This window comes from Ruania alba, assembly GCF_900105765.1.
Taxonomy (GTDB): domain Bacteria; phylum Actinomycetota; class Actinomycetes; order Actinomycetales; family Beutenbergiaceae; genus Ruania; species Ruania alba.
Map to the genome: position 1 here is coordinate 231,196 of NZ_FNTX01000001.1, position 12,964 is coordinate 244,159.

The window sequence follows — 12,964 nt, forward strand, 5'->3', positions numbered from 1 at the left end:
CCGAGGATTCGGCATGGCCGATGGCGGCCTTGGCATTGCGGGACCGCGTCCCTACCGTCGTCGGTGTGAGCACTCGTAAGGCTAGCGTCGGCGTCCAGTCGGTCCATCGTGCGCTCGACGTGCTGGAGGTCGTCACGCGGTCGGGTCCACTCGGCGTCACTCAGATCGGCCAACTGGTCGGCCTACCGCCCTCGACCGCACATGGACTGATTCACACCCTCACGATGCGTAACTATCTGGTGCGGGTTCGCGGCGGATACGCCCTCGGCCCGGCCGCCATCGGCTCGGGCAGCTGGCACGATCACGCAGCCAAGCTCGTCGCCCACGTCGATCCCATTCTCGTCTCCTTGAGTGCACGTGCACAACTCGCGTCGACGGCGACGGTCCTGGTCGGACGCGAGGCACGCATCGTGGCGTCGACGCCCAGCCCGGGAGTACTGGGAATGCGGGTTGAGCACGACGTCTGGAAGGACCCGCTCAAACTTGCTACGGGGTGGGTCCTGGTGGCCTTCGGCGACCGCAAGCACTGGGGGGACTACATCGCCCGCACCGACCTCTCGCCGCGGCTCTATCCCTCCTGGCGGCAGGTGTTCGCACAGATCCGCGAACACGGACTGGCACTCAATCCCACACGCGATCCTCGGTCCGCCGTCAGTATCGCGATGCCCGTGCGCGCCCGCAATGGCGAGGTCCTGTGCTCGCTGGGTCTCTTCACACCCGCCTACCTCGCTGCAGACGTGATGAACCCTGCGGCCCTGGACATGCTCTATGAGGCGTGCAGCGAGGCGTCGCAGGCGTTCGGGGGCGAGGTCAACCGCCCCGCACCACCCGACTTTGCAGCGCTTCGGCGCCACCTGCCGGACAACCTTCTGCACAGCGACCACCTGTCGCGGCACCGGGACAGTACAGATGAAGGAGATTTAGATGAGCAGTAGAGCGACCACAGGGAGCGCCGGAGTCGTCATCGACGGCGATGTGCACAACGCACTTCCCGATCTCGACCGGTTCATCCCGGCAGTCTGGGCCGGGGGATGGCGCACAGCTTCGGTGCCGACCAGCCACAACTACGCGAATCCGCGTGGTGGAGTCGCCCGGAAGGATGTCACCCCGCCGAACGGCGGTGCGCCGGCGAGTGACCCGTACTTCCTGATCTCCGATCACCTGGATCCGTATGGGATCGACTACGCAATCCTCACCGGGCCCCACCTGATCCACCTGGGCACGGATCTGGATTACCAGAACATGATGGCCAGGGCGATGAACGAATGCACCGCCGCCACCTGGCTGACCATCTCGGACCGGTTCCGCGGCTCGATCCTGGTGAACCTCGATGACCCGCACGCGGCGGCCCGTGAGATCAGACACTGGGCGAGCGACAAACGCTTCGTCCAGGTCATCGCAGCTGCCGCCACGCGGCGTCCGATCGGCCAACGGGAGTTCTGGCCGATCTTCGAGGCCTGCAGCGAGACCGGCCTACCGCTGGCCGTCCACCCCGGCACCGAGGGTGCCGGCACCGCTTTCCCGCCCACGCCCATGGGGTGGCCTTCCCGGTACATGGAGTGGCACAACATCCTCCCGATCGGCTACATGGCGCAGATCAACTCACTGGTCACCGAGGGCGCCTTCGAGCACTTCCCCTCGTTGCGGTTCATCGCGATCGAGGGCGGGACGGCATGGCTCCCGCACCTGATGTGGCGGATGAACAAGAACTACAAGGCGCTGCGGGACACCACCCCGTGGCTGACGCGCCTGCCGTCGGAGTACATCCTCGACCATGTTCGCCTGACCACCCAGCCGATCGAAGAGCCCAGGCGTCCCGAAGAACTCACGCAGATCCTCGCCATGATCGAGGCCGAACGCACGCTGATGTTCTCCTCGGATTACCCCCACTGGGACTACGACAACGCCAACCTCATCCTCACCGCGATCGATTCCTCGACGCGTGCACGCATCATGGGGGAGACCGCCGCCGAGCTCTACGGGATCATCCGGATGCCGCTGCCGGAGGATCTCCCGGCGCACCTGCCGGCAACGGACGAGCCGGTCGAGCAGCCGATGACCGAAGCGGTCCCCGTCGAATGACCATCGCGACACCCGCCACGAACCAGCTCATCCCGGATCATCCGGTCGGTCCCGAGACGGCGGAGATTGCCCGCGTCGAGGACGTCCCTCCCGCAGGTCACGGCGCATTGCGCTGTGACGTGAACGGCACACCGATCGGCCTGTATCGCGTCGCGGACGAGATCCGAGCCTGGCGCAATGTATGCCCGCACGAAGCTGCCCCGGTCTGCCGTGGACCGGTCACGGGCACCCGACTGCAGTCCGCCGTGTACGAGTACACCTACGGCCGCGATCGCGAGGTGTTGCGCTGCCCCTGGCACGGCTGGGAGTTCGACCTAGCCACCGGCGACCACCTCGCCGAAGGGTCCGGCGCCAAGCTCCGCTCCCACCCCATCCACGTTCAGGACGGTCGTATCTACGACGCCTCCAACCGCGGTCTGATGCATAAGCGTGATCTCGTCGTCGCTGAGGTGGACCGGGTCGGGCACGTTCTCGTCCTCGACCTGAGCGCCGCGGACGGGGGCAGCCTGCCGGCATGGTCCCCGGGCGCCCATATCGAGCTCGCGCTTCCTTCCGGCCGGGTGCGTCACTATTCTCTGTGCGGCAATCCGCGGGAGAAGTACCGGTACCGCATCGCTGTGCTCGCCGAAGCGGGCGGACGCGGCGGCTCGCGCGAGTTGCACGAGATTGCCACGCGCGGCGCGTGCCTGCGGATGAAGGCGCTGCGGAACAGGTTTCCGCTGCGGTACGCCCCGCACTACCTGTTCATTGCCGGTGGCATCGGGATCACGGCCATCCTGCCGATGATCACGATGGTCGCCCGGCGTGGTGGTTCCTACCAGGCCGTCTACATCGGCCGAGACCAGGCGGGGATGCCGTTCGGCTCGGAGCTCGCAGCAGTCCCGGCTGTGACGATGATCGGCACGAGCGTGGCCGGCCGCCCCGAGATCGCGGCGCTCGTGGCCGATCTGCCCGCGCACACCGCCATCTACTGCTGTGGCCCGGAGTCGCTGACGTCCGCGGTACGTGCCGCCGTCGCCGCGACCAGTCGTGACCTCCCGGTGCACACCGAACGGTTCACGAGCACGCCCGTATCGAACAGCTCGGAGTCTGACCGTCCCTTCGAGGTCACCCTCGCCCGCACCGGGCGCACCCTGCAGGTGCCCGCTGATGACACGCTCCTGAACACCCTTCGACGGCATGGCATCGCGCGGGACTCCTCCTGTGAGCAGGGGTGGTGCGGTAGTTGTGAGACAACCGTGGTCAGCGGTACTCCGATCCACCGTGACTCCATCCTGGATGCCGACGAGCACGATGACGCCGGCACCATGATGATCTGCACCAGTCGCGCCACCGGAACCGTCGTCCTCGACGCCTAGCGACGCCACGGATCGCCGGCTCGGCACCGGCCATGCTGGCGTGGTCCGGTTCGGATCGTGCCGGATCAGCCGCCAGGTCAGGCGGCGGTCAGGCGGCTGGGCAGCTGAGGTCGAGCAGTTGTGCGGCGAGGGCGGCCGGATCGCCGCCCTCGCTCAACGCCGTGATCGCTGCACCGTCGATCACCGCGACCACGAGAGCGGCGTCGAGGCCGAGCGGGCCGGCGATCTGCGTGAGGGCCGCGTCCACCCGGGGTCGTCCCGCGGCATAGGCGGCGGCAACCTGCTGGCTGCGGCCGGCTCCGGCGAGGTGTTCGTAGTGCCCGCGCACCCGCTCCGGTTCGGGGAGCACCGCGGCGACGGCGGCGCTGATCCGCTGCGATCGGCTCGCCCGGGGGTCGAGCTCGGCCGCCACGCGCTCTGCGTGGTCCGCCCAGCCGCGCACGATGCGTTCGCCGGCCGCGCCGAGCAGTTCCTCGAGCGAGGAGAAGTAGTAGGTGGTGGCCGAGAGCGAGCACCCGGCACGGGCGGCCACCTCTCGGTGCGTGCAGGTGCCGGGGCCCCGCTCCAGCAACAGGTCCGCCGCAGCGGTGATCACCGAGTCCCGCCTGCGCGCCCCCTTCGAAGGCATCAGTGCTCCGAACCGGCCAAGTTCAGGCCGACCACACCCGCGACGATCAGCACCAGCGAGACGATCTTGATCACGCTGACACCCTCGCTCAGCCAGACCATCCCGACCACCGCCGTCAGGCTCGCGCCGATCCCGACCCAGACCGCGTAGGCGGTGCCGACCGGGAGGCTGCGCAGTGCGTAGGCGAGCCCGGCCATGCTCGCCGCGAGCGAGACGCCGAATACCACCGACGGCCACAGTCTTGTGAACCCTTCCGATGCCTTCAGGCTCGTCGCCCATACGGTCTCCAGCATCCCGGACACGATCAAGATGACCCACGCCATCACGCCACCTCCTTATTTCTAGTACAAAAGTACCAGAATATAGAACTGGTTGCCCAACCGGTCCTGCACGCGGGTGGTTCGGGGGCCGTATCCTTGCCGAGTGAGGACGGCGTGCTACTCGATCGGGCTCCGCACCCGGTTCCGCGGCCTGGACCGCCGGGACGGCATGCTGATCCAGGGGGAGGCCGGCTGGGGCGAGTTCTCCCCGTTCTGGGAGTACGGCCTCGCGGAGTCCCGCGCCTGGTGGGCGGCCGCCCACGAAGCCGCCACGCTGCCCTTCCCCGACCCGGTGCGCGAGAGCATCCCGGTGAACGTCACCGTCCCGGCCACCACCCCCGAACGGGCGCACGCTATCGTCATCGCCGGCGGCGGCTGCCGCACCGCCAAGGTGAAGGTCGCCGAACCGGGCCAGACCCTCGCCGAGGAGCAGGCCCGCCTCGAAGCCGTCCGGGACGCGCTCGGCGCGAGCGGGGCGATCCGGATCGATGCCAATGCCGCCTGGGACCTGGACGAGGCACGCCGCCGGCTGCCGATCCTGGACCGCGCCGCTGGCGGCCTGGAGTATGCCGAGCAACCCTGCGCGGCCGTGGCCGACCTGGCCGCGCTGCGCCGTCGCCTCAGCCTGCCCATCGCCGCGGACGAGTCGATCCGCCGCGCCGAGGACCCGTATGCCGTGGCCCGCGCCGAGGCGGCCGACGTGGTGGTGCTCAAGGTGCAGCCGCTCGGCGGGGTGCGCGCGGCACTGCGGATCGCCGAGCAGATCGGACTGCCTGCAGTGGTCTCCTCGGCCCTGGAGACCTCCGTCGGGATCGCGGCCGGGGTGGCGCTCGCAGCGGCCCTCCCAGAGCTTCCCTACGCCTGCGGCCTGGCCACGGTGCACCTCTTCGACCGGGACGTCACCGACGACCCGCTGCTCCCCTCCGGTGGTGAGCTTCCGGTACGCAGGGCGGCACCTACGCCCGCGCTGCTGGCGGCAGCAGCTGCCGACGAGACGCTGACTGCCCGGTGGCAGGAACGCCTGGCTGCCTGCCGTGACTGACCGGGGAGCCCAGGTGCGGGCGCCGCGCGCCGACGACTTGCCCGCCCTCGCCGACCTGAAGATCGCCTGGTCTGCGCCCGAACGAACGGTCTCCCTCTCGGAGCGCACCCATTTCATTGCCTCACTGGCGCGGTGGATGGCTGATCGCGAGGACCGGCTCGTCTGTCGGGTGGCCGAGGTGGACGGCACGCTGGTCGGGATGGCTTGGCTGGTGCTCGACGAACGCGTACCGAATGTCGACGACGCGCACCGCATGACGGGTGATGTGCAGAGCGTCTTCGTCCTCGCCGAGCACCGGGGCCATGGCATCGGCACCATGCTGGTGCGGTCGTTGTGCGAGGCGGCTGACGCCGTCGGCGCGCGACTGTCGGTGCGGGCGAACGACGCGTCGGTGCCGCTCTACCGGAGCGCTGGCTTCGTGGCGGCTGGGGCGCTGCTGGAACGCCGGCCCGGGGCAGCGCCGTGACAAGATCGCGAGCATGACCAATCCCTCCACCCTCCGCGCCCGCGCCGTAGTGACCGCGCTGGTGGCCGCCGGGATTCGCGACGTGGTGCTGGCACCGGGGTCGCGCAGCGCACCGCTTGCCTACGCCCTGCACGCCGCTGAGGACGCCGGCTGGCTCCGAGTGCACGTCCGCGTCGACGAACGATCCGCGGGCTTCGTCGCGCTCGGCATCGCCCGGGTGCGCCCGGCGGCCGTGGTCACCACCTCGGGCACGGCCGTGGCCAACCTGCACCCCGCGGTGCTCGAGGCGAGCCACTCCGGGGCGCCGCTGATGATCGTCAGCGCCGACCGGCCGCACGAGTTGCGCGGTGTGGGTGCGAACCAGACGACCGACCAGGTGAAGGTGTTCGCCACGGCGGTGCGTAGCTTCACCGAGCTGCCCGCTGACGACGCCGATCCGATGCGCGGGGTGCGCAGCGCCGTCACCCGGGCCGTGGCCGCCGCCACCGGCGCCCGCACCCGTGCCCCGGGGCCGGTACATCTGAACGTCGCCTTCCGGGACCCGCTCACCCCCGACGACGGCCCTTGGGCCGGTGAGGTCCCTGCACCGGTGCAGGTGGTCGCCACCGGACCAGTGGAGCCTGTGGTGCTGCCGCGTGGTCCGCGCACCGTGGTCGTGGCCGGTGACGGGGCTCACCGCGCTGGACCCGTCCAGGAGGTGGGCTCTTGGGGCTGGCCGGTTCTCGCCGAGCCGTCCTCCGGCCTGCGGGGGGCCGCCACCGCTGTGGCGGCCGGCCGGGTGATCGCCGACGAGCTCGCCCGCGAGATCGAGCGGGTGGTGGTGCTCGGCCGGCCCACGCTGAGCCGGCCGATCACCCGGCTGCTCGCCCGGGACGACCTGGACGTGGTGGTGGTGTCAGGCAGGGCCGACTGGGCCGACGTGGCCGGCACCGCACGCGTGGTCGCCGACGCCATCGCCGTGCCCGGCGATCTCGGGGCGGGCGAGCGGGACTGGCTGCACCGGTGGCAGCTGGCCTCGGCCGCCGCGATCACCGCACTGGACAGGCCGCGCCCTCTCGACGGACCGACGGTGGCCCACGCCGTGCTCGGGGCCGGCGGGACCGTGCTGCTCGGCTCCTCGATGGCAGTACGCGACGCCGACCTCGCGGCACCGGCCGGTCCGGCGTTCGCAGCGGCCCAGGTGCTCGCCAACCGTGGCCTGGCCGGCATCGACGGCACCATCTCCACCGCCACCGGTGTGGCCCTGACCGGTACACCGGTGCGAGCCCTGATCGGGGATATCACCTTCCTGCACGACGTCGGCGGCCTCGCCCGCGGGAGGTTCGAGCGCGAGGTGGACCTGCAGGTGATTGTGCTCAACGACGACGGGGGATCCATCTTCGCCACGCTCGAGCACGGGAAGGAGGAGCACGCCGAGACCTTCGGCCGGTTCTTCGCCACCCCGCAGAGTGTGGACCTGGCCGCGCTCGCGGCCGGCTTCGGCGCCCGGCACCAGGAGGTCCGCACCGTCAGCGAGCTGATGGACGCGCTCGACCAGGGCATCCATGGACGCAGCGTGATCGAGGTGCGCCTGGATCCCGCCGGTGCACACGAACGCGCCGAGAGGCTCACCGGCTCGGTACGCCAGGCCGTCCGGAGTGCGCTGGGCAGCTGAGCACCGGTCCGCCGTCGGGACCGCCCGGTAGAGCTAGGGAGACAGGACTCTCAGGGGACTCCCAGGAACAGTTCAGCCGCACGACAGGTCCGCGCGTTGTCATAGGTCCATCACCACGAGGAGGACCTGATGAACGAGCAGCACCACCCACACGCAGACCGGCCGCGCGAACCCCGTGGGGACTGGCCGACGCCGTCCCAGTACGGGTCTGGTGCGCACGCCCAGCCTGCGGCGACCCAGCCCGAGGCGACGCATTGGCCGGCAACGGGCGGGCCGTCCAACCCGTACGCATGGTCGGCGCCCAGCGCAGCCGGCCTCCCAGGGCAGAACCCCGGTGGGTACGGTCACGACATGCAGCATGCCTCCGCGCCCACGACCCATGCGCCGGCCGCTCCCCATCCGCCGCAGGTCGCTGCTCCGCGAGGAAAGCGCCAGCGGCCCTGGTTGATGGTGGGCGTGGCGGCGGTCCTCGCCGCCGGGCTCGCCAGTGGTGGGACCGCCCTGGTGCTGGACGGCTCCCACGCGGCAGACTCGGGTCTGACCCAGGTCCCGTCGGGCACCACAGTGTCCCCGGCCGCCGACGGCAGCCCCGACTGGCAGGCGGCGGCCGAGTCGGTTCGCCCGAGCGTGGTGGCCATCGACGCCGCCTCTCAGCAGGGGCAGGGCGCCGGTTCCGGCGTGATCATCGACGCCGAATCCGGGTACGTGCTGACCAACAACCACGTGGTCGAAGGAGCCCAACAGCTCGCTGTCACGCTCAGCGACGGGCGGATGTTCGAGGCGGAGATCATCGGTACTGATCGGGCCACCGACCTCGCCGTGCTGCAGCTCGCGGACCCGCCGGACGATCTCACCGCTGCCACGCTTGGCACGTCCGAGGACGTCACGGTCGGTCAGGGTGTGATGGCGGTCGGGAACCCGCTCGGACTGGACTCGACCGTGACCACCGGGATCGTCTCAGCGCTGGACCGTCCGGTGAACACCACCGATCAGCGGTCCCAGGAGTCCGTGGTCACGAACGCCATCCAGATCGACGCGGCGGTCAACCGCGGCAACTCCGGTGGGCCGTTGTTCGACGCCGAGGGGCGCGTCATCGGCATCACCTCATCGATCGCCACCGACGGCCAGTCCTCGGGCAGCATCGGTCTGGGCTTCGCGATCCCGGTGGACCTGGCCACGGACATCGCCGATCAGTTGATCGCCAACGGGGCGGCTGAACATGCCTATCTGGGTGTGACGCTCACCGACGAGATGGTGACGGCAGATGGTTCCACTCGGACCGGGGCGGCGGTGCGCGAGGTGCTCGACGGTACTCCGGCTGCCGAGGCGGGGCTGCGCTCCGGCGACGTGATCGTGCAGATCGACGACGACAGCGTCGGAAGTGCAGCGTCGCTCACCGGCTACGTCCGCACCTACGCCTCCGGCGACGAGGTGACGCTCAGCGTCGCCCGCGACGGTGAGCTGAGCCAGGTGACGGTCACCCTGGCCGCGCGTGAGGATGTGCCCTCCTAGAGAGTTTCGACGGGCCTGAGCGAGCTCGTGCCACATCTGGCATGACGGCGCTCAGGGCCGTCGATAGTTTCACGAGGAGGTTTGCTCAGCGCCCCAAGGCGGTCCGCATCGGCTCCAGCTTCGCCTCGGACTCGGCGATCTCAGCCTCCGGGTCCGAGGCCGCGACGATGCCGCACCCGGCGAACAGCCGCAGCGACCGGCCGTCCGGAGCCACCTCGGCCGAACGCAGGGCGATGCCCCACTCACCGTCGCCGTCGGCGCCGATCCACCCGACCGGGCCGGCGTACCGGGCGCGATCCATCGACTCGTGCTCGGCGATGATCCGGGCGGCCACGTCGGTGGGGGTGCCGCACACGGCCGCCGTCGGGTGCAGTGCCGCCGCCACCTCGAGCGAGGACATGTCGGCGTGGGTGTCGTCCAGTACCGCGGTCACGTCAGTGGCCAGGTGCATCACGTTCGGCAGATGCAGCACGAACGGAGCCTCCGGCGCACTGGTGGAGGCCACGTACGGCTCGAGGGAGCGCGTGAGGGAGTCCACCGCGAACTCGTGCTCCTCCAGGTCCTTCGACGACCGGGCAAGGGAGGCGGCTCGGGCCAGATCAGCCTCATCATCGCCGGTGCGCTGGATGGTTCCGGCGAGCACCCGGGAGGAGATCAGGCCGCGCTCGCGGCGGACCAGGAGCTCCGGGGTGGCGCCCACCAGAGAGTCGACGGCGAACGTCCAGCAGGTCGGGTAGTCCTCTGCCAGCGCGCTGAGCAGGCTCCGGACGTCCACGGGGGAGTCCAGGCGGGCAGTCACGTCGCGGGCCATCACCACCTTGGCAACATCGCCGCCCCTGATCAGCCGCACCACATCGGCGACGGCGTCCCCCCAGTCCGATGCACCCAGGGCACCGTCGGCGTAGCTCACCTCGGGGCGGGCCAGCGGTGCGTCCCGGGCGGTGCGCAACGCCGTCGGGTTGGGCGGCGGCTGCAGCTCGGAGGCCGAGGTGATGGTGGTCAGCCAGGCTGCCCCGCCGCGCCGTCCGGCAACCACTCGAGGCACGATCAGGGTGCCGCCGGCCTCGGAATCTGGTGAAAAGGCAAACGAGCCGAACGCCACCGGCCCAGTGCCCGGGCGGCGCACCTCGTCGCGCACCACCATGTGCTGGGCAAGGTCGCGCCAGCGCTGGTCCGCCTCGGCGAACCGGTCCTCGCCGTGGGTCTCGATCCGCAGCGCCTCGCCCCAGCCGACGATGCCCTCACCGCGGCGTACCCAGGCGAGTGCGTCGGCGGGGCTGGCCGCGGGAAGCAGATCGAAGAGGGCGCCGAGTGCCTCGTCGGGGACGGAGATCGTCCGTGCGAGCAGCGTCGGCGGCCAAGGCTCAGGGGCGGCGTCGGTCATCGTTGGTCAGCCTATTGCGGTCAGGAGTCGTTGCACCCGCCGGAGCCGGTGATGCTGGTCACGCACCTGCTCACCCGCGGCTACGTCATGATGGAGGCATGTCACGAGCCAGCCTGGCCAAGGATCCCCGTGAGGTCGCGGGGATGTTCGACGGTGTCGCACCCGCCTACGACCTCACCAACGATGTCCTCTCGATGGGGATGGACCGTCTCTGGCGGGTGCAGACCCGAGCCGCGGTGGCCGCCGCGCCGGGGGAGCGGGTGCTGGACCTGGCCGCCGGGACCGGCACGTCCAGCGAGCCGTACGCCGATGCCGGCATCGACGTGGTTCCGTGCGACTTTTCCGCCGGGATGGTCGCCGTGGGCAAGCGCCGCAGGCCCGACCTCGACTTCGTCGTCGGGGATGCCACCGCGTTGCCCTTCGCTGACGCCACGTTCGATGCGGTCACCATCTCGTTCGGGCTACGCAACGTGGTCGACACGACGGCGGCCCTCGCCGAGATGTTCCGCGTCACCGCTCCCGGTGGCCGGCTGGTGATCTGCGAGTTCTCCACCCCGCCGAACGCCGCATGGCGAGGCTTGTACGGGTTCTACCGGGACCAGGTGCTGCCACGGGTCGCCTCCCTGGTGAGTTCCAATACCGACGCCTACTCCTATCTCTCGGAGTCCATCGCGGACTGGCCGGACCAGCGCGCGCTCGCGGGGCTGCTGCACGAGGCGGGTTGGCGTTCGGTGGCCTACCGCAACCTCAGCGGCGGGATCGTGGCACTGCACCGGGCGACGAAGCCGGCCTGACGCCGTCCCTCGCAACCCCTCTCAGAACTCGAACGTCGCTCTGGCTACCGCCGCAACCGTCAGATCGACGTTCGATTCTCGGTGTGGGGGCACCAGCCGTCCCGGAGCATGAGAATTACGGCACTCTCGCGTAGCGAAAAATTGGCGGAATATGGGGCCGGAGCGGGTGTGCCCGTGGTCTCGGTCACGCCCCTGTCGGGGTAGCCTAGGCGTCGAGAACCGACCCGCCGACGCAGGTTCGGTGCTCCGCCGTGGCCGCATGCCGGAGGCGCTGACATCCCCGAAGGACTCAGCGCAGCAGGTGGGCGACCGGGTGTACCTGAAGCAGATCAGCGACGAGACAGGTCAGGTGGAAGCGTGCGCAGCACAACCGATGACGCGGATGTCATCGTCGTTGGCGCAGGCCCCGCCGGTGCTGCCAGTGCCCACTATCTCGCCGCTGCCGGCCTTGAGGTGCTGCTGCTGGAGAAGGCCACCTTCCCGCGCGACAAGATCTGCGGCGACGGCCTCACGCCCCGAGCCGTGGCCGAGCTCATCCGGATGGGGGTACCCACCCGCGCCGAGGACGGCTGGATCCGCAACCGCGGTCTCCGGGTGATCGGTGGCGGGCACACCATCCACCTGCCCTGGCCGCAGATCGAGCGCTACCCCGACTACGGGCTCGCCAAGGCACGGACCGATCTGGACAGCACGCTCGCGTACCACGCCCGCGCCACCGGCGCCAAGCTTCTCGAAGGCACCTCCGTGACCGGGCCGCTGCTCGACGAGCGCACCGGCAGGGTCGTCGGCGTGCAGGCGAAGCAGGTCGATGCCCGAGGACGCCGCGTGGAGGGTGAGCCGTTGACGTTCCGAGCGTCGGTGGTGATCGGGGCCGACGGCGTCTCCGCCCGGATGGCCACCTCGCTCGGCCTGGCCAAGATGGACAGCAGGCCCATGGGAGTGGCTGTCCGCACCTACTTCCGCACCCCACGCCACGACGACGAGTGGATGGAGTCCCACCTCGAGCTCTGGGACGGCGAGCCGGGCAGGTCCCAGCTGCTCCCCGGCTACGGCTGGATCTTCCCGCTCGGCAACGGCCTGGCGAATGTCGGACTCGGGTCCGTCAACTCCACCGCCACGGCCACCCAGCTCGACTACAAGGCGCTCTTCGCCGCGTGGATGCGCAATGCGCCGCCCGAATGGGAGTTCACACCGGAGAACCAGGAGGGGCCGGTGCGCGGTGCCGCCCTGCCGATGGCGTTCAACCGGCAGCCGCTCTACACCCGCGGCCTGCTCCTGGTGGGCGACTCCGGCGGCATGGTCTCCCCGTTCAACGGCGAGGGAATCGCCTACGGTCTGCAGGCCGGCCGGGTGGCGGCCGATGTGATCGCCCAGGCGCTCGCACGCACCAGCGACGATGCCCGGGAACGCACACTGGCGACCTACCCCGAGCGGATGCGTGCCGACCTGGGCGGGTACTTCACCCTTGGTCGGGCGTTCGTGAAACTGATCGAGAACCCGCAGGTGATGCGGATCTGCACCAAGCACGGCCTGCCCCGCCCCACGTTGATGAAGATCGTGCTGAAGCTGCTCTCGGACTGTTACGACACCCGCGGTGGGGACCCCACCGATCGGGTCATCACGGCACTGACCAAGATGGTGCCGGCCGCATGAGCGCGAGGAGCCCCCGCGTAGGGACGCCGAGGCACGAGGTGTACCGGAGCGAGGCACCGCAGCGGGCGTGG

The 12,964-nt window shown here is 70.2% G+C and carries 12 protein-coding genes; 9 read left to right on the top strand and 3 right to left on the bottom strand.

Features of this window, described 5'->3' with window-relative positions; translation table 11 throughout:
* Nucleotides 1–65 precede the first annotated feature (65 nt).
* Genes BLU77_RS00995 through BLU77_RS01005 form a run of 3 tightly spaced genes read left to right on the top strand, consistent with a single transcriptional unit; the run spans nt 66 to nt 3,440 of the window.
* Entirely contained in the window at nt 66–935 is an 870-nt protein-coding gene (locus BLU77_RS00995; protein ID WP_175476894.1) for an IclR family transcriptional regulator, read from the top strand.
* Entirely contained in the window at nt 925–2,082 is a 1,158-nt protein-coding gene (locus tag BLU77_RS01000) for an amidohydrolase family protein (protein ID WP_089771294.1), read from the top strand. The genes BLU77_RS00995 and BLU77_RS01000 overlap by 11 nt, the downstream gene beginning before the upstream one ends.
* A complete protein-coding gene (locus BLU77_RS01005) occupies nt 2,079–3,440 on the top strand; it encodes a 2Fe-2S iron-sulfur cluster-binding protein (RefSeq protein WP_089771295.1) in 1,362 nt (453 codons plus the stop codon). The genes BLU77_RS01000 and BLU77_RS01005 overlap by 4 nt, the downstream gene beginning before the upstream one ends.
* A gap of 88 nt (nt 3,441–3,528) precedes the next feature.
* Here BLU77_RS01005 and BLU77_RS01010 read toward each other — a convergent pair whose 3' ends face one another.
* Both BLU77_RS01010 and BLU77_RS01015 read right to left on the bottom strand, forming a co-directional pair.
* Nucleotides 3,529–4,068: a TetR/AcrR family transcriptional regulator gene (locus tag BLU77_RS01010; protein ID WP_089771296.1), complete on the bottom strand. Its 540-nt coding sequence runs from the start codon at nt 4,066–4,068 to the stop codon at nt 3,529–3,531.
* Entirely contained in the window at nt 4,068–4,391 is a 324-nt protein-coding gene (locus tag BLU77_RS01015; protein WP_089771297.1) for a DMT family transporter, read from the bottom strand. Before BLU77_RS01015 ends, BLU77_RS01010 begins: the two co-directional genes overlap by 1 nt.
* Before the next feature lie 100 nt (nt 4,392–4,491).
* On the opposite strand from BLU77_RS01015, the gene BLU77_RS01020 reads away from it, so the two are divergent.
* The 4 genes from BLU77_RS01020 to BLU77_RS01035 all read left to right on the top strand — a co-directional run bounded on the left by BLU77_RS01020 (nt 4,492) and on the right by BLU77_RS01035 (nt 9,062).
* The gene (locus tag BLU77_RS01020; protein WP_089771298.1) at nt 4,492–5,430 is read left to right on the top strand and encodes an o-succinylbenzoate synthase; all 939 of its coding nucleotides are present in this window, start codon (nt 4,492–4,494) and stop codon (nt 5,428–5,430) included.
* Nucleotides 5,423–5,896 (top strand): GNAT family N-acetyltransferase, encoded by a 474-nt coding sequence (locus BLU77_RS01025; RefSeq protein WP_089771299.1) that lies wholly within the window; start codon nt 5,423–5,425, stop codon nt 5,894–5,896. The genes BLU77_RS01020 and BLU77_RS01025 overlap by 8 nt, the downstream gene beginning before the upstream one ends.
* 13 nt (nt 5,897–5,909) lie before the next feature.
* On the top strand, nt 5,910–7,550 hold the full coding sequence (gene menD / locus BLU77_RS01030; RefSeq protein WP_089771300.1) for a 2-succinyl-5-enolpyruvyl-6-hydroxy-3-cyclohexene-1-carboxylic-acid synthase: 1,641 nt from the start codon (nt 5,910–5,912) through the stop codon (nt 7,548–7,550).
* 129 nt (nt 7,551–7,679) lie between these two features.
* Entirely contained in the window at nt 7,680–9,062 is a 1,383-nt protein-coding gene (locus BLU77_RS01035; RefSeq protein ID WP_089771301.1) for a S1C family serine protease, read from the top strand.
* Between the two features lie 85 nt (nt 9,063–9,147).
* On the opposite strand, the gene BLU77_RS01040 is transcribed toward BLU77_RS01035, so the two are convergent.
* Nucleotides 9,148–10,446: an isochorismate synthase gene (locus tag BLU77_RS01040; RefSeq protein ID WP_089771302.1), complete on the bottom strand. Its 1,299-nt coding sequence runs from the start codon at nt 10,444–10,446 to the stop codon at nt 9,148–9,150.
* Between the two features lie 98 nt (nt 10,447–10,544).
* Between BLU77_RS01040 and BLU77_RS01045 the strand changes: the two genes are divergently transcribed.
* Nucleotides 10,545–11,240 carry a demethylmenaquinone methyltransferase gene (locus BLU77_RS01045; protein WP_089771303.1) on the top strand — a complete coding sequence of 232 codons (696 nt, stop codon included), beginning with the start codon at nt 10,545–10,547 and terminating at the stop codon, nt 11,238–11,240.
* Between the two features lie 357 nt (nt 11,241–11,597).
* The gene (locus BLU77_RS01050; RefSeq protein ID WP_089771304.1) at nt 11,598–12,893 is read left to right on the top strand and encodes a geranylgeranyl reductase family protein; all 1,296 of its coding nucleotides are present in this window, start codon (nt 11,598–11,600) and stop codon (nt 12,891–12,893) included.
* Nucleotides 12,894–12,964: the final 71 nt, after the last annotated feature.